Here is a 16,379-nt window from a genome sequence, read left to right on the forward strand (position 1 = left end):
TACATAAATAGGGGTCTAGCTTCCGGGTGAGATTCTAGACTCTTATTTATTGAAAATTAAGCTCATCTAATGGCTTATATGGGGAGTAACTGTTGTATGAAGATAATTTCCGATATTCATTAGGTAATAAGCCTGTATTTTTACGAAAAATTTCTGAAAAGCTGCCTGCTTTTTTGTAACCTATGCTTTGAGATATTTGGCTTATGCTCAAATCTGTACTAGAAAGAAGATATTCGGCCTTTTTTAAACGCTTATTCAGTATATAGTCTGAAATTGTACAGTTATAGACTGCTTTAAAGGTATATTTCAGCTTAGTGGTCCCCATACATGCGATTTTAGACAAAGCATCCAGCTTGATTTCAAGAGGGAAATGCTTGTCTATATATTTTGTGACAGATACTAAACTTTCAAAATCCTGTGGAGCTACTCTTTTTGCAGAGCTTGACGAAGCTGTTGCATTAATTTTTTGTACAATCATAGAGATTGCTTCCATAACTTTGCTTTCGTAGTATAGTTTTGCAGATATCCCGCTGAATCGGCAGTTTTTTATCTGATTTAATAAATATATTAATTCAGGAAAATCAGGTACACTATCAAGATTTGAAAAGGCTTTGGCTAAGTTTTTATATTGCTGAGAATTTTTTGCATGAATATATTCCTTGCAGTATTCAGGCGTGACTATGAGACTAATGCAGCGGACAGGAATATTTTTATGGAAGATGCATTTATAGGGGTTATTATTACAGAAGTGACCTTTTAAGCAGGGTGCAGCGAATTTGTAATATGGCTCAAATTCTGTACCTGATATGGATTCATAGTAGCTCAGACTTAAATAATTTCCGTTGGGGTATTCAATAAACAGGTCTTCGTACAACACAAAATCCAGAACAGATATCAAGAAAATATTCTTGTAGGAATAAAACCAATAATGTCCCTTTCCTTTATCCGGTAACAGGGTAAAACAGCTACCTTCACAATTAAAATAATAACTATTTAAATCTCGATAGAAACCATTCTTATTTAACAAAGCTTCGTGTATTTCATTTTTTATATGGCTCATTCAGTTACCTCCCATACCGTAAGTGGACAACAATATGCCCTTCAAGGACGAAATAGCAATTGCTCCATTGACTGAAAGTTTAATTAATGTGTAATATAAGATATAAGTTAGAGTATTCTAACAATCTTAGTTAATTATAGCAACGTTTTACTTATTATGCAAGTTGAATATTGGGAGGATAAAACAATAATGAAAAATAATAGTTATTTTGAAAGCACGATAGAATTTCATGGAGATACTTATTTTATTGCAGCACAGATAATTGACAAGGAACTTTTTGAAAACTATCTCTTTTATGAAAACAATGAAGATTTCTCTTTGGGTATCGGAATTTATAGTTTACTAACTGTTGATTCAGAATATACAACAATAAATATAAACGGTGATACACAATGTTTTAAAAATGCTGTTCTTAGTGAAACTATTCATAAGGCTTTTTCATTAGTTACGCTTAAAGACTGGCGTGCCTATGGAGTTGCGAATTTCGGACTTGCAAGATATAATCACAATTTGCCTCTTTTATCAGAGGATAAGAATCTATTAAAACTATTTATACCTGAAATAGAAGTGAGATTTAGCAAAAGCAAAATCATTTTAAGGGCAATAAGTGAAGATAAACTTCAAGAGATTGATGTTTTAATCAGAAATATATTGAATGATACCAATAGCGAAAGTAGTCTGGCTAAAAGAGTTGCAGCTCAGAAGCTGGAAGTACCTGAAGCTGATACATATAATTCCCATGTGTATATGGAATTAGTAGCTAAGGCAGTGAAAGAAATTAATGAAAGAAGATATCAAAAAGTAATTTTATCCAGAAAAATACCTCTTAATCAGGAAATAGATATGGTTGCCAGTTTTATTGCAGGAAGAAAAGTCAACTCTCCTGCAAGGTCATTTATACTTAGCATAGATGGTCTAACTGCAACAGGCTTTAGCCCCGAAACAGTGGTTGAAGTTGATGCTAACGGATGGGTAAGTACTCTGCCTCTTGCAGGAACTCGTTCTTGCGGATGCAGCGGGGAAGAGCAGAAGAAGCTAAAAGAAGAACTGATTAATGATACAAAAGAAATTGCTGAACATGCTGTTTCGGTTAAGCTGGCTTTTGAAGAAATGAGCTGTGCTTGCGAACCTGAAACCATTGCAGTAAGTGATTTTATGTCCATTGCTAATAGAGGAACGGTTCAGCATATCGCATCAAAACTGCGTGGAAAGCTCAAAGCCGGCTATAACTCCTGGCATGCATTTAATAGTCTTTTTCCTGCGGTAACTGCTTCGGGAATTCCTAAAAGTGAATCTATTGAAGCAATAGGCAGATTGGAGCCTGTTCCAAGAAATCTTTACAGTGGTTGCGTAATGACTGTGGACAGTGATGGAGCAATGGATGCTGCCCTTGTTTTGAGGACTATCTATCAAAAAGACAAAACTGCTTGGCTTCACGCAGGAGCCGGAATAGTAAAGATGTCTAAACCAATTAGAGAGCTTGAAGAAACCAGAGAGAAACTAAGCAGCTTTTCTAAGAATCTTTTATCACTTAAACAGTGAAATATGGTTTAATCCTTCTGGGGCTTATTTTTATCAGAATTTAACAACTTTTGCATAGCAGTAATTGAGTCATTACTTATAACATGCTCAATAGCACAAGCATCACTTTCTGCAATTGAAGGGGATATTTTTAGTATATTTATTAAGAATTGTTGAATTACATGGTGCTTTATTGAAGTTTGCTCAGCGAATTTTAAGCCCTCAGGAGTTAAAAACACTTCCTTATACTTCTCATTAGTAATCAGGCCTTTTTCTGCAAGACTGGACATAGCGCTATGTGTACTAGCTTTTGTAACACCCAGACGTGAAGCGATATCTGATACTCTTGCTCCATTTCCTGAACTTGATAGTTCATATATTGCTTCAAGATAGTTTTCCATAGTAAATGTTAGTTTTGCCATGAATACTCCTTTGTATTTTAGATTTTCAGCAACTATTGTAATATTTATAGTATAGCTTACAATCCTGCAAAAATAAAGTATACGTTATTTTTGCAGGATTACTGCTGTGACTTATAGGGATAAATTTGCCGTAAATGTGGTAAGTTCATTTTTACAGATGAACTAATAAGAAATTAGTTGCAATTTATGATATTTATGTCGTAGGTTGCAGCTTTTTTATTTGCATTACGATTAATTTCCACAAATAATTTTGTAGTGACATAATTTAAAATGGAATCAGATAGTCAAAAAACCACGAATTATATCCGCATAAGCAAGATTTTCAACCAAATCGACGGAGCTTATTGAAAATATAGAAAGACTTAGTTAACATATAAGCGGTTATTACAGCTTGCGGCGTTTAATAACGCCTGTTTAAAATAAAATAGATGAGGAAATCAATATGTATGATGTGGCCATTATTGGAACTGGACCTGCCGGATTATCCGCAGCATTGAATTTAAAAATTCATCAGAAAAAGTTTATATGGATTGGAACAAAGAACTTAAGCGAGAAGGTGGAGAAGGCAGAACTTATCTTAAATTACCCCGGCTTAGCAGCTGTATCGGGAGAAAAACTCATGCGTGCTTACCGAAAGCAGATTGAAGATATGGGAATTGAAATTGCAGAGTACATGGTAAATGCTGTTATGCCATTATCAGGTCATTACGCCATTATGGCAGGCAGTGAGTACTACGAGGCACAGTCTGTTATTCTTGCAACAGGAATGGCAAATGTAGCATCCATAAAGGGGGAATTAGGCTTTATAGGTAAAGGCCTAAGTTACTGTGCAACCTGTGATGGAATGCTTTATCGTAATAGAACAATCGGAATTGTATGCAACAATAAACGCTTTGAACATGAGATTAAGTATTTGGCGGAAATTGCGAAGAAAGTCTATCTATTTCCGGCATATAAAGATTGCAGTATTGACCTCCCAAATGTGGAAATAATCAGCGCTATTGAGGAGATTTGTGGTGAGAAGCGAGTAGCTTCTATAAATTTAAAGAATGGCCATATATTAGAAGTAGATGGTGTATTTATATTTCGTAATTCAATAGCAATTAAAACACTACTGCCGGGGCTTATGCTTGAGGACAGAGGCAGTTCCATCTAGCGAGAAGATCGAGTATTATGAAATTTCGGAAGAGGAAGCATCCAAATGCCATATGGTAATGGGGCAGATTATTTCAAACTGGCAAGACCGCAAGAAAGTAATGGCAACACAAATTATAGGGGACTACCTGTCAGGCTCAAACCATATAATTTCAAGAAAAAATCATCAAACAAATAATTCTATTCCCAGTGGGAGCCCAACAAAATACTCTAAAAAGCAATTAAGTGAAGCACTTCAAATGCGGGATCGTTACACTTACCAAGAGATTGCTAATATCACAGGAATATGCAAAAGGACTCTGTTAAGAGCAAGTAAAAAGATGCAAATTTAAAAAATAAAAATTGAATATATATTTATTTTTGATATATATAAAGTATATTTATGCTTTTTCTATAACTTTACGATTTTATTTAGTTATAGAAAATATGGTACTATGCTATTTAAGTGGGTTTTTTAATTTTATATAACTTTTTTCATTATGATACTCATATAAAAAATTACTCCCAATTACGCGAAATTAAAATTTCGTGTAATTGGGGGGAATTTCTAAATCCATTATAGACAAAACTCTTAATTGCTAGACTTAGTCTTTTCTTTGATTTTATCTAATTCATAATCAGGAACTATTTTACTTATACTCTTCATAGTTGTTTCAGGAGGTACAGTTTCAGGAATTTCAAATTTTTTATAGAATTCCTCCAATTTTGTTTTGGTAGCTTTAGCAGCCTCTGTAATCGTCATATAGCCCTTGACTTCATCAAAAGTTATGCTTTCACCAGATTTTATCTGCTCAGGTAAAAGCTGATACACACCCATTTTTTGAAAAGCAAAGATTGAGCCCCAAAACACTACCATTACTAAAGCAATTGCAACCAAAGGCTTCACAGATTTTTTTTGTACTTTACTATATAATGTGCCTGATTTTGGACAATTTAGTACACAGGTTTGACAATTAATACACTCTGCACTTTTAACTTCCTTAGAATTTTGCACATCAATATTCATAGGACATACCTTATTACACTTACCGCAGTTGATGCAAATATTCTCATTTCGAACTAGTTTGAAAGGACTTATTTTGCCAATTATACCGTATAAAGCTCCCATTGGGCATAAATATTTACAAAAGAACCTATCATAAAGAAAAGACCCTATTAGTATTACAACAAGCAAAATTAAGCCTACTGCTGATTCGCTCCATACACTTTCCAACCCTTCCGGTAAATGTGCATAGGCTGACCAGGGATCATAAGGAGACATCCATAATCCTGCTGTTTTCCAGGCATAAAAAACTGTAACAATTAAGACGATATATTTCAGATATCTCAATGGTTTATCAATTTTAGAAGGTATGATAAATTTTTTCCTGAAAATTTTCTGTCCCATTTTTGAAACAAGTTCTTGGATAGCTCCAAATGGACATATCAAGCCACAGAAGCTACGTCTGAAAAGGATTGAAACTACAAGAGTTATAACAAAAAGTATCATGGTTCCCGCAAATATCTTGCTTATAAAGCTTCCTGTTGCAAATAACTGAAACAGGCTTTCAAGTCCGCCAAATGGACATAAAGCATGAATTGATGGCGATTTGCCTCCGCCTTTCACTATATGGAGGTACCCGGCTATGGTAATCAATACAGCAAATAATGTTAACAGACCTAATCGTAAATACATTACCAGTTTATAGTTCTTCAACTTAATCACTCCCCCAAAAATATATTCTAATTTAGTTCAACAGATTTATTTCCTCATTTACACACTCCTTGTCAGATTAGTTTTAAATAATTTCATGGGTTCATTATAAATTGCATATGTGTCAAATGTTTGACAAAAATGCGAAACAAATATGTTATTTTTGTTACTACAAAAAATTAATAACAATTACAATAGAATTACAATCTGTTTAAGTTTTTTTTATTAAAGACAAATATCAATCTGAATATAGTATTATTTTAACTAGGAAATATTTGAGAAATTACTTACATAAGGGGCGTAAAATGAAAAATAATATCTTTAAGGATAACTATTACTACTTATGCAAAAAATTAGTAATATGTTTTTCTGTTTTATCAATTATGTTGACTATGATGACTTTAAGTAACAACAATTCGTCTGCAGCTTCCATTTTATTAAACGACATTCAGAATCACTGGGCAGAAAAAGATATAGAAAAGGCAGTTGATTCTGGTTATGTCAAAGGATATACTGATTCTACATTCAAGCCGGACATGCCTGTGACTAGGGCAGAATGTGTTTCAATGCTGAACTCTGCTTTTGGTGTAACGACAAAGGAAAGCACTGCACATTTTACTGATGTAAGCACTAAGGACTGGTTTGCAGCAAATGTGTGGACTGCAGCAAATGCATCCTATATGAGCGGATACCCGGATAATACATTCAGACCATATAACTTTATAACACGGGAACAATGTGCCATGGCTATATTTAACCTTACAAAAATTAACGCGAATAGTAAAAAAGTATTTCAAGACGACGGTCAAATTGCCAATTGGTCAAGAAATGCGGTAACTGCTCTTGCTTCCGCAGGGATAATATCAGGTTATAATGATGGTAAATTTTACCCTGCTAAAAATGTAACACGTGCTCAAGCAGTTGTTATGATAAATAATGCAAAAAGCTATTTATCAAAAATGTCTGAGAATACGTCACCTCCCCAGAAGGATTCAGAAAATATTGAAATTACTCCGGTCAGGAGTTCAATTGTAGTAACAGGCAGTATAGTCAATATTCGTGCTAATCCAGGTACTTCGTACTCTGTTATAGGACAAGTCAAATCAGGAGACATTTTAGAGGCAAACGGATTGTCAAATAACTGGTATAGGGTCTTGTTCAACGGTTCTACAGGTTGGATTACCGCTCAATATGTAAAAGAAACTTCTGAAACCAGTAGAGGAGGTTACGGGAGAGATAATCAAAATAATTCATCACAGACTGATAATAACAATGAGCAAAACATGCAAAATGTAACAAATTATGTATTAATATGGAAGCTTTCGCAATCTGAGTCAGGAAATATTGATGCTCTTATAGAAAAGGCAAAAACACTGCGTATAGGTTATGTAATAAAAACTCATGATGGCAGTGCATGGTGGCAGGAGCAAGCTGATGCAATCAAAAAGTTTAAAGCTGCAGGTATTCCGTGTGGTGCATGGGGATATTGCTATGGAAATCATTTGCAGGATGAAATAAACAATGTACAGAAAAGCTTTGAGGCCGGCGCATCTTTTTATATAGCAGATGTTGAAAAAGAATATGAAAATGTAAATATGAGGGATAAAGCACAACAGTTTATGTCGGCTATTTCCCAGTTAGGTCCTGTTGATTATACCTCCTATGCTTATCCTACCTACCATAGTGCATTACCTTTTGACATTTTTAATCAATATGCAAGGTATGCCATGCCACAGTCTTACTGGAAGCTTATAGGAGACTCTCCTCAAGAGTGCTATGATAGGTCCGTAAAGGAATATAAAGCTACAGGCGCAAAAAATATCGCTCTTATGGGTATGATTTGCGATAATGTTGCTGTTTCTGAAATTAAGGAATTTCAGAAATTGTGTTTGAACAATAATTCCCCTATATTTTGGTGGGACTATCAGGAGGCATCGCCAGAGATGCTTAATGCTATTGGTATTGACAGCTTTTAGACTCAGCCGACTTTATCATCAACTTTTTTATCAATAAATCTGTAACCAGATTTACGTATACTTTCAATATATAAGTGTTTATTGTCTAACACATCTAATTTTTTACGGAGATATCTGATATGGACATCGAGGGTTCTGCTGTCATTGTATCGGTCAGAACCCCATATCTGTTTTATAATGTAATTTCTGTTAAGAACCTTTCCCTTATTGATTATCATAAACATTAAGAGTTCAAACTCTTTTTGAGGAAACTTTATTGAAATATTTCCGTTGCTGACAGTCCTTCCTTGTATGTCAAATATTAAATTATTAAGTTTTATATTATCCAGTTCTTTAGCTCTATTAAACCGTGTCCTCCTCCAGATTGCTTTAATTCTTGAATGCAGTTCTCTAATACTGAACGGCTTAACCATATAGTCATCGGCTCCAACCTCTAATCCTAAAAGAACATCAAATTCGTCCTTTTTTTCAGTTAAAAATATTATTGGAATATCTCTTGTATTACATTCCTGTCTTAACTTACGACATACTTCAAGGCCATCTATTCCATGTAGATTTATATCCATTATTACGAAATCAGGCTTTAGCTTGATACAATTAATTACAAGTTTATCCCCATTGTCAAATACCTTCACATCAAAATTATACGATTCCAGATTTTGCTTTAGTAACTGTAATGCATCATTATACATATCAGCAATATATATGAGCTTGTCTTTCATGCCAACACCTCAATCAGTAGAGAATAATTTTTTTAACTGTTCGAATTTTGCTGCTACACTTAAAATATTTTCGGAATTAACAATCACACTGCCCGATATGCTGTGATGTTTTTCAACCTCTGCAGCAACTTCCTGAGAACTCGCTGCCATCTGGTTAATTATACTTAAGATTTTATCAGAGTTTATTTCAAACTGTTTTATGTTTTCTGATATATGATTGGCTTTATATGAGATGTCTTTTACATTTTTATGTGTTTCTGATACTTTATTCAAAATATCATTAAATGTAATATCAGTCACATTTGCCATTTCGCTTCCTTTATAGGATACATTCCTGCCATGTTCAGCTATTTTGAGTACAGCATCCATATTGGTTTTTATATCCTTAACTATTTCTTCTACTTCTATTGCTGATACAGCTGAACTATATGCCAGATTTTGAATTTCGTGGGCAACCACCATAAAACCTTGGCCTGTTTCACCGGCTCTGGCTGCTTCTATTGAAGCATTTAATGAAAGAAGCTTTGTCTGACCTGAAATATTCTTAATTGTACTTGTAACTTTATGGATTTCATTAGATTTGTTATCTAAAATATTAACAAAATCAACTATTTGCTTTGAGACCAACTCTATTTCGCCCATATATCCGTTTAATTCCTTTATAGTTTTCAAGCCCTCTAATACTGAATTTATCATAAGCTGACTCAGTTCGGCAGTCAGGTTAACTTTTTGAATGACTTTTTCAATGGTTTTAATTAGTTGTGTTGCAGACTCAGCTATTTGAGTTGCAAAGGAATTTTGCTCCTCATATTTATTGGACATTTTATGTGTAAGTTCACGAATATAAGAAGTACTACAATCTGTTATTTTAGAAATTTGATTTAATTCAATACTGGAGGCATTTAACTCTCCTATAGAAGTTCCTATTTCACCCAGTAATTTTTGGAAGTTAGCAAGCATCAAATTTAAACTATTGGAGAGATTTGAAATCTCAGGTCCGCCATGACTGGCTGATGAACGCACAGACAAAGCTCCATTTCCGGCGGCAACAACTGTGTTGCTGATTTTTTTTATTGAATTGATAATTCCACGGGTTCCAAGCATATTAAGTCCAAAAGCCAGAAAGATACATATAACTCCGGAGATTAGCGAAATAAACTGTAGCTTATATAGTAGTTTGAGATATGAAGCTTTTTTTACGGACACGGCGTATACCCAATCTTTTTCTAAAATATAGCCGAATGCGACTGTAACATCATTTCCGTCAAGTTTTATCTTCATACTTCCCCTTTTCTCTTTAATAGCGGATTTTAACAAATTATCCGGCAAATTAGCTTTTTTATCTGTCTTTCTATTGGTGTTAGTTATGTCAACAAATGTTCCATCAGCATGTAACAAATAAATATCGGTATCATACCCTGCTCTCTTATAACTGGAAAGTTCTGATGTTAAGACATAATTTAGCTTTCGGGAAAATTCCTTAGAACTGTATGCACTGTTTAATAGTGAAATTTGATTTGCTATAGAACGTACAGAATTATTCAACTGGTTTGATATCATATTCTCAAGGTTGTCTTTTCCTACAGTATAAGTAACTCCTGTAACTATTGCGATTGCTGCAGTAATTAAAATTAAAAATAATGCCAATATTCTTGTTCTTATTTTTACTGCACTTAAGTTAAATCTATTGAATCTTATTGTGGATAGGTATTTCTTTTTCATTCACCAAACCACCAACCTTATATTAGTTTTTTCTTCCGGCAAATTTTGTACTTAGAACTCTTCCCAAAAATCTGGATACGATATTAAAGATAAACACAAAAATTATTAAAATTGCCGAAGCACCGTCTGCTATTTGCCTTGCATCTGGAGCAAGGCCTTCTGAATTGACTTTCCATATATAAACTGCAAGAGTTTCAGCCGGTCTGAAAGGATTTAAAGGGGATCTTATGTGAAATGGATTCCAATCATCAAAATTCAGATTAGGACTACTCATACCTGCGGTATATAATAGTGCTGCTGCTTCACCGAAAACCCTTCCTGATGTCATAATCAAACCTGTTACTAAGGCTGGTAAAGCAGTAGGTATAATTACTTTATAAATAGTTTGCCAATGTGTAGCTCCCATTGCAAGGCTGGCTTCTTTCACTGTATCTGGAACATTTCGTATTGCATCCTCACTAATTCTGGTTATAACAGGTAAATTCAGCACTGCAACCGCCAAAGCACCTGAAAATAAAGTATACCCCCACCCTGTCATACTAACAAAAACAAGTAACCCAAATAAACCAATTACAATAGAAGGAAGAGATGCTAGTGCCTCAATACAAAAACGTATAATATCAGTGACTTTTCCCGGTTTGGAATATTCTGACAAGTATACACCTGCTGCCAGTCCTATAGGAACAGTAATTATCATAGAAAGGAATACAATGTACAATGAATTAAACAACTGAGGACCTATTCCTCCGCCTTCTTTCATAAATACGGGTGAAGATATAATAAAATGTAAATTTAGTCGCTCCCTGCCTTGGTAAAGTAAATAACCTACAAAGGATAAAAGCAGTAGTATGATTCCGGAAGCTATTATATATAAAACTACCGTTGCCAACCTGTCTGCTGTTTTTGATTTTAGCACTACTTACTCACCCCTTTTTTTCCGATTTTATGAATTAGTATAATAAACAAAAATGACATTATTAACAGTAGCAGTGCCATGGACCACAGTGCATTGTTCCATACGGTTCCCATAGCGGTATTACCCATATCCATTGTAATTATGCTGGTCATGTTTACAGTGGAATCTACAATTGAGTGAGGAATACGTATTGTATTACCTAAAACCATTTGAACTGCAAGAGCTTCCCCAAAAGCACGGGCAAGTCCCAGCACGACCCCCGTCAGTATTCCGGGCATTGCAGAAGGTAATATTATCTTCCAAATTGTTTGCCACCTTGTAGCTCCAATAGATAACGAAGCTTCATAATAATCTCTGGATATTGCTCTGATTGCATCAGCCGATACGCTTGCAATTGTAGGGAATATCATAATGCTTAAAACCAGAGAGCCTGCAAGCAAACTGAATCCTAGCCCTCCAAAGTTAGCTCTTATCAGGGGAACCAATACACTTAATCCAACCCAACCATAGACAACAGAAGGTATTCCTGTAAATACTTCAATAGCGGGCTGTAATAATTTTTTCCCTAATTTAGGAGATATCTCAGTCATAAAAATTGCTATTGATACACTTAAAGGTGTACTAATAATAAGTGCAAGAAGGGAAACTGAAACAGAGCCTACAATAAAAATCAAAGTACCTATTGCAGGACCACCCTTTGAAACACCTCTGTCAGGTTTCCATACTGTTGAAAACAAAAATTCAATAGGTGAATAGTGATTATTAAAAAACGTCGCCAACCCTTTTGTTGCAATAAATGTAACAAGACATATTGTTAATATAATAAGAAATATCCCAAAAAAAGTTACAGTATACTTCCCCAAAAGTTCATGTTCTAAATAATATAACTTAGAATTCTTATATTTTTCTTTTAACATAATTTTGTCATCCTTAAATTAGGGTAAAAGGAAGCTGGAGAGTAAACTCAACCAGATTCCTTTAGTAAATACCAGTATCTATTTATCCCTTGATATTTTCATATCACTGTTTGGTATATATCCCATTTCAGAAATTGAAGAAGTAAAATCACTGCTTGTCATGTAATCAATAAAGGCTTTTACCGCACCTGTAGGTTTTCCCTTGGTATACATGTGCTCGTAAGACCATATAGGATACTTACCGCTGGTAATATTCTCTACTGTGGCTTCGACACCTTCATATTTTAGAGTTTTTACACTTTTGTCAATATAAGATAGTGCAAGATATGATATTGCTCCATCTGTTTCTGCTACAGCCTTCTTAACTGTACCTGATTGATCTTCTGTAAGTGCTTTACCTTCTGCTTCTTCAGCGCCATCTAAAGCATATTTTTTAAATGTTGCTCTTGTTCCTGATGAACTTGGTCTATTAATAATTACAACCTTCATATCATCTCCGCCGACATCTTTCCAGTTTGTTATTTTACCTGAAAATATATCAATCAACTGTTGCTTTGTTAAGTTGTCAACTTTAATCTTAGGATTTACAACAGTTGCAAAACCTACAACACAAACTTTGTGGTCCACCAATGCTTTTGCTTTATCCTCAGGGAGCTTTTCGGCAGCATACACATCAGAGTTACCTATATCAGCTCCACCTTCGGATACCTGCTTAAGTCCTGTTCCGCTACCTCCACCCTGCACTTGTATATTTGCATCCTTATTTTTATCCATGAACATTTGTGCTGCCTTTTCTGCTAAAGGCTGAAGTGCTGATGACCCCACTGCAGTAACAGAACCGGAAATATCAGAACCTGTGTCGGTTTCATTTTTCGTTCCGCATCCGGCTAAGGCAGCGGTTAAACTGATAGCTAATACCATTGATAACGTTATAGATTTTATGAGTTTATTCATATCCTATAGACCCTCCTGTATAGAAGTAATTTTTTATTACAGTAATCATTTTATATATTTTTGTTTAAATACAAATTAAAGAAACGTTAATAAGAGGTTAATGTTTCTTTAATTATGTGCACCCAGCATGGGCGCAATCTCCCGGGTGTAAACAGAAAGCATGGGATTATGCAAACACGAGAAAAGGCTATTGGAGAATATCCAACAGCCCAATCCTATCCAAATCACTTAATAATGATACTTTAAAGAAATTCTGATTATTATAGACAAGTTACAGCGTAAAAGTTAACAGCTGCCGAAAATTTAGTCAGAAAATTAAATCTTGGGCAGCCGTTGTCATGAGATGTCTCTCTTTAAAATTTGATTGTTTCTGAAGAAAGGGTTATAGCAAGGTTGTTTATGACTTTTACTCACAGTGGCCAATTATCTTTGCAAAAGAATCATTGATTTTTGATACTTTGTCATCATTTGTGAGAACAATTAAATAATCACCGGCATATAGAGCTGTATCTCCCTTTGGAATTATTTCTTGCTCCCCCCTTTTGACTGCAACCAGCAAACAATGGGACGGCCATTTTATGTCTTTTATTACTTTTCCATCAAGTTCTGAACCCATGCAAATTGCGAATTCCAAAATAGATTTATGCTTATAGCTCCCGATGGCAACTTTTCTACCCTGTTTTCGTAAAATTCTTTCAAGCAAGGACTCATAAATAGGCTTTGAGCCTAAAAGATCAGCAACTATATAAGCAGTAATTGATACTATGGCAAGGGATAAGAGATGATTAAAAGAGCCCGTCATTTCAGTTATAAGAATTATTCCTGTTATAGGTGCTCTTACAACTGCTGTAAAATAACCTGCCATAGCCAGAATTATAAAGCTATTGATATATATATTTTCAAAATGAAATAAATATACTGCCAAAAATCCATATATACTTCCTATTAATGCCCCAATCGAAAGTAATGGTAAAAAAATTCCTCCAGGAGCTCCTGAACCATAGCTTACCATTGTAAATAAAAACTTAGCTAACAATAACATCAAGAGAAACAGTATAGGAGAGCCGCCATTTGCTAAAAGAGATGTAATCAACTCATGACCTCCACCTAGCACCTGTGGCAGTACCAATCCTAATAATATAGAAATTATCATGGGTATAATAATATGAAACTCTTTTGGAATCCTTCTCAATTTTGAATATAAGGTTTGGAACATGAGTATTGACTTGTTAAATAGCCCTCCCAATGCGCCCAATACTACACCTAAAACAATTATATAAAAGTAAGACTTTAGAGGTAAAGCATTTAAAGTTTTAAAATTTAAAACAGGTTTTAAACCAAAAAAGCCGCTTGATACATAATCTGCTGATAATGCCGCCGCCAGTGATGATAGTAACACTAATGGCGAGAAATTTTTATGAACTTCCTCCAAAGCAAACATTACTCCCGCTAACGGTGCATTGAATGCAGCTGCAAGACCGGCACTTGCCCCACTTGTTATAAGATATTTTTCTTCCAGTTTTATTCTTTTAAATATTTTGCTGAAACCTTGTCCTATAGCAGCTCCCAATTGGACGGACGGACCTTCCCTCCCCAAAGACAGACCTGAACCAATAGCCAAAACCCCACCAAAAAACTTACCAAGAATTACCTTCCACCAACTCATTTTTAGCTTTCTTAGTAACACTCCCTCGACCTGAGGAATACCGCTGCCACTAACCATTGGTTCAGCTTTAATTATTTTCCCTACTATAAAGCCAACGATTACTAATACACCTACCCATATTGGTATCAGATATGGTTTTATTAATAAAACTCCATATATATATTTAATGAACTCCATGGATTTTTCTAAAGAAAATCGATATAAAATAATCAATAACCCTGTCAAAATACCAACTGCTATACCCTCAAATACAAGTTTTAATCTGAAACTATGCCAATGAAATAAAGTATTATATGTATTGTGCTTGTTATCTTCTTTCATAATTTTAAGTAAGAACGTACGTTACCCGTACAAGTCTTACTTAAGATTCACTCCCTTTCTTGTTACAATTAAAATACACGTATGTTTCTAAGTTTGCATAATAAGACTAACTAACTTTAATTATGTCCCTGTTCTTAATTAATACAACAATTCAAACTGCATTTTACCTTCATATTTATACAAGTTCATATCTATGTAAAATATCATTGACAAGCGTCTCACGTTCTCCTATATCCAGACCTAAAAGGATTTGTATCATAAATCCATCAAGTAGTGCTACAAAATTCCTTGCCTTTAATTTTGGATTAGACGCTCCAGCTTCGCAGAAAAGTAACTCTAAATCACTAAATAGGTCATTATATACATTGGTTATGTCTATTGATAAGACATGCTGTAGTTCTGTATTGGAAAGAATCTGAAGGATTAACATACATCCTTCTTTTTTCTCTTGGTACACTTTAATCATTTCCGATATTATACTTCTTAATTTTTCTAAAGGCTGCAAATAATCATTATGGAGAATTCTTGAACTTGCTAATTTTATTTCTATAAATTCCTGCATAAATGCGTTTTTATATAGGTTTTCCTTAGTTTGAAAATACCAAAAAACTATCCCCTGACTTATACCAAGTTCCTTAGCAATTTCAGATACATTAGTACCTTGATATCCTTTTTCAGAAAAATGTTTTATTGCGACTCGCAATATACTCTCTTTCCGAGCTTGCGTTAAAACTTCATTCTTTCGTTTGTTTCTGGACATATAACGCCTTCTTTTACATATTATTTGACTGATAACTCAATCAATTATACGATGTATCCAAATTATATGCAAATAATTATTTAGCTTTTTATAAGCAAATTATATTCAAATACACAGTTAACTTGAGTTAAACGGGGTTTTTGCGCTCTTTTTCAAAAGATGACTAAAAAGAAAGAATGGTATATCAGTATCCCTATGCTGGAATTATTGATATACCATTTTTTATATAAGTCCGTATACTTAGAACTTCTCCATTTTTTCAACATTAATAACAAATATAGTTGAACCACCAACACTTACCTCTGTTCCAACGGTAGCGAAAATTCCCGGAAGTGCTCCATGGGTTGTAGTTTGAACATACTGCGTTCGTCTTTTGGAATTTGCTTTAATAATCTCTAAAACAGGTTCCAGCTCTTCATCATTTATGCCAATAAGTAAAGTTGTATTACCAGTCCTAAGAAATGAGCCGGTTGAGCAAAGTTTAGTTACGTAATAACCACTGTTGTTAAGTTCTTCAATAACAGTATACGAATCATCATCATGTACTATGGAAAAGATTAATTTCATCTTAATT

At 34.4% G+C, this 16,379-nt stretch carries 15 protein-coding genes and 1 pseudogene; 5 read left to right on the forward strand and 11 right to left on the reverse strand.

Going from position 1 to position 16,379, the window contains the following annotated elements; translation table 11 throughout:
- Nucleotides 1-46: 46 nt before the first annotated feature.
- Nucleotides 47-1,060 (reverse strand): helix-turn-helix domain-containing protein, encoded by a 1,014-nt coding sequence (locus P0092_RS11140; RefSeq protein ID WP_004619461.1) that lies wholly within the window; start codon nt 1,058-1,060, stop codon nt 47-49.
- Nucleotides 1,061-1,249: 189 nt separating this feature from the next.
- Here P0092_RS11140 and P0092_RS11145 point away from each other — a divergent pair, with 189 nt between their 5' ends.
- Complete coding sequence (locus tag P0092_RS11145) at nt 1,250-2,602, forward strand: salicylate synthase (protein ID WP_004619460.1); 1,353 nt, start codon at nt 1,250-1,252, stop codon at nt 2,600-2,602.
- 8 nt (nt 2,603-2,610) lie between these two features.
- Here the strand turns inward: P0092_RS11145 and P0092_RS11150 are convergent, their stop codons facing one another.
- Nucleotides 2,611-3,003: a metal-dependent transcriptional regulator gene (locus tag P0092_RS11150; RefSeq protein WP_004619458.1), complete on the reverse strand. Its 393-nt coding sequence runs from the start codon at nt 3,001-3,003 to the stop codon at nt 2,611-2,613.
- A gap of 442 nt (nt 3,004-3,445) precedes the next feature.
- On the opposite strand from P0092_RS11150, the gene P0092_RS11155 reads away from it, so the two are divergent.
- Together P0092_RS11155 and P0092_RS11160 are read left to right on the forward strand one after the other, a co-directional pair.
- Nucleotides 3,446-4,159 (forward strand): NAD(P)/FAD-dependent oxidoreductase, encoded by a 714-nt coding sequence (locus tag P0092_RS11155; RefSeq protein WP_004619456.1) that lies wholly within the window; start codon nt 3,446-3,448, stop codon nt 4,157-4,159.
- Nucleotides 4,134-4,490 carry a hypothetical protein gene (locus tag P0092_RS11160; RefSeq protein WP_131451625.1) on the forward strand — a complete coding sequence of 119 codons (357 nt, stop codon included), beginning with the start codon at nt 4,134-4,136 and terminating at the stop codon, nt 4,488-4,490. Before P0092_RS11155 ends, P0092_RS11160 begins: the two co-directional genes overlap by 26 nt.
- 239 nt (nt 4,491-4,729) lie before the next feature.
- Here P0092_RS11160 and P0092_RS11165 read toward each other — a convergent pair whose 3' ends face one another.
- Nucleotides 4,730-5,854 carry a 4Fe-4S binding protein gene (locus P0092_RS11165; protein ID WP_004619451.1) on the reverse strand — a complete coding sequence of 375 codons (1,125 nt, stop codon included), beginning with the start codon at nt 5,852-5,854 and terminating at the stop codon, nt 4,730-4,732.
- Between the two features lie 302 nt (nt 5,855-6,156).
- Between P0092_RS11165 and P0092_RS11170 the strand changes: the two genes are divergently transcribed.
- Complete coding sequence (locus tag P0092_RS11170; protein ID WP_051132012.1) at nt 6,157-7,827, forward strand: S-layer homology domain-containing protein; 1,671 nt, start codon at nt 6,157-6,159, stop codon at nt 7,825-7,827.
- A 2-nt stretch (nt 7,828-7,829) separates the two neighbouring features.
- On the opposite strand, the gene P0092_RS11175 is transcribed toward P0092_RS11170, so the two are convergent.
- From P0092_RS11175 to P0092_RS11195, 5 genes are all read right to left on the reverse strand, one after another.
- A complete protein-coding gene (locus P0092_RS11175) occupies nt 7,830-8,549 on the reverse strand; it encodes a response regulator (protein WP_004619447.1) in 720 nt (239 codons plus the stop codon).
- 9 nt (nt 8,550-8,558) lie between these two features.
- Nucleotides 8,559-10,271, reverse strand: a complete 1,713-nt coding sequence (locus tag P0092_RS11180; protein ID WP_004619445.1) for a methyl-accepting chemotaxis protein — start codon at nt 10,269-10,271, stop codon at nt 8,559-8,561.
- A 22-nt stretch (nt 10,272-10,293) separates the two neighbouring features.
- Complete coding sequence (gene pstA / locus P0092_RS11185) at nt 10,294-11,187, reverse strand: phosphate ABC transporter permease PstA (protein WP_004619443.1); 894 nt, start codon at nt 11,185-11,187, stop codon at nt 10,294-10,296.
- Nucleotides 11,187-12,104, reverse strand: a complete 918-nt coding sequence (gene pstC, locus P0092_RS11190; RefSeq protein WP_004619441.1) for a phosphate ABC transporter permease subunit PstC — start codon at nt 12,102-12,104, stop codon at nt 11,187-11,189. The genes pstA and pstC overlap by 1 nt, the downstream gene beginning before the upstream one ends.
- Nucleotides 12,105-12,182: 78 nt before the next feature.
- A complete protein-coding gene (locus P0092_RS11195; RefSeq protein WP_004619439.1) occupies nt 12,183-13,058 on the reverse strand; it encodes a phosphate ABC transporter substrate-binding protein in 876 nt (291 codons plus the stop codon).
- Between the two features lie 149 nt (nt 13,059-13,207).
- Here P0092_RS11195 and P0092_RS22130 point away from each other — a divergent pair.
- Nucleotides 13,208-13,315 (forward strand): annotated as a pseudogene (locus P0092_RS22130) (group II intron maturase-specific domain-containing protein); the annotation flags it as partial.
- 149 nt (nt 13,316-13,464) lie between these two features.
- Here the strand turns inward: P0092_RS22130 and P0092_RS11205 are convergent.
- The 3 genes from P0092_RS11205 to P0092_RS11215 all read right to left on the reverse strand — a co-directional run bounded on the left by P0092_RS11205 (nt 13,465) and on the right by P0092_RS11215 (nt 16,372).
- Complete coding sequence (locus tag P0092_RS11205; RefSeq protein WP_004619437.1) at nt 13,465-15,045, reverse strand: ClC family H(+)/Cl(-) exchange transporter; 1,581 nt, start codon at nt 15,043-15,045, stop codon at nt 13,465-13,467.
- 175 nt (nt 15,046-15,220) lie between these two features.
- A complete protein-coding gene (locus P0092_RS11210) occupies nt 15,221-15,805 on the reverse strand; it encodes a TetR/AcrR family transcriptional regulator (protein WP_004619435.1) in 585 nt (194 codons plus the stop codon).
- Between the two features lie 240 nt (nt 15,806-16,045).
- On the reverse strand, nt 16,046-16,372 hold the full coding sequence (locus tag P0092_RS11215; RefSeq protein ID WP_004619433.1) for a cyclic-di-AMP receptor: 327 nt from the start codon (nt 16,370-16,372) through the stop codon (nt 16,046-16,048).
- Nucleotides 16,373-16,379 lie beyond the last annotated feature (7 nt).

This window comes from Ruminiclostridium papyrosolvens DSM 2782, from assembly GCF_029318685.1.
In the GTDB taxonomy this organism is placed as follows: Bacteria; Bacillota; Clostridia; order Acetivibrionales; family DSM-1351; genus Ruminiclostridium; species Ruminiclostridium papyrosolvens.

Excerpts from the sequence above, each read along its gene's own strand:
- P0092_RS11170 (WP_051132012.1), top strand. The coding sequence starts at position 6,157 with ATGAAAAATAATATCTTTAAGGATAACTATTACTACTTATGCAAAAAA.
- P0092_RS11210 (WP_004619435.1), bottom strand. The coding sequence starts at position 15,805 with ATGTCCAGAAACAAACGAAAGAATGAAGTTTTAACGCAAGCTCGGAAA.
- P0092_RS11150 (WP_004619458.1), bottom strand. The coding sequence starts at position 3,003 with ATGGCAAAACTAACATTTACTATGGAAAACTATCTTGAAGCAATATAT.
- P0092_RS11215 (WP_004619433.1), bottom strand. The coding sequence starts at position 16,372 with ATGAAATTAATCTTTTCCATAGTACATGATGATGATTCGTATACTGTT.
- P0092_RS11180 (WP_004619445.1), bottom strand. The coding sequence starts at position 10,271 with ATGAAAAAGAAATACCTATCCACAATAAGATTCAATAGATTTAACTTA.
- P0092_RS11195 (WP_004619439.1), bottom strand. The coding sequence starts at position 13,058 with ATGAATAAACTCATAAAATCTATAACGTTATCAATGGTATTAGCTATC.
- P0092_RS11205 (WP_004619437.1), bottom strand. The coding sequence starts at position 15,045 with ATGAAAGAAGATAACAAGCACAATACATATAATACTTTATTTCATTGG.
- P0092_RS11155 (WP_004619456.1), top strand. The coding sequence starts at position 3,446 with ATGTATGATGTGGCCATTATTGGAACTGGACCTGCCGGATTATCCGCA.
- pstC (WP_004619441.1), bottom strand. The coding sequence starts at position 12,104 with ATGTTAAAAGAAAAATATAAGAATTCTAAGTTATATTATTTAGAACAT.
- P0092_RS11175 (WP_004619447.1), bottom strand. The coding sequence starts at position 8,549 with ATGAAAGACAAGCTCATATATATTGCTGATATGTATAATGATGCATTA.
- P0092_RS11140 (WP_004619461.1), bottom strand. The coding sequence starts at position 1,060 with ATGAGCCATATAAAAAATGAAATACACGAAGCTTTGTTAAATAAGAAT.
- P0092_RS11145 (WP_004619460.1), top strand. The coding sequence starts at position 1,250 with ATGAAAAATAATAGTTATTTTGAAAGCACGATAGAATTTCATGGAGAT.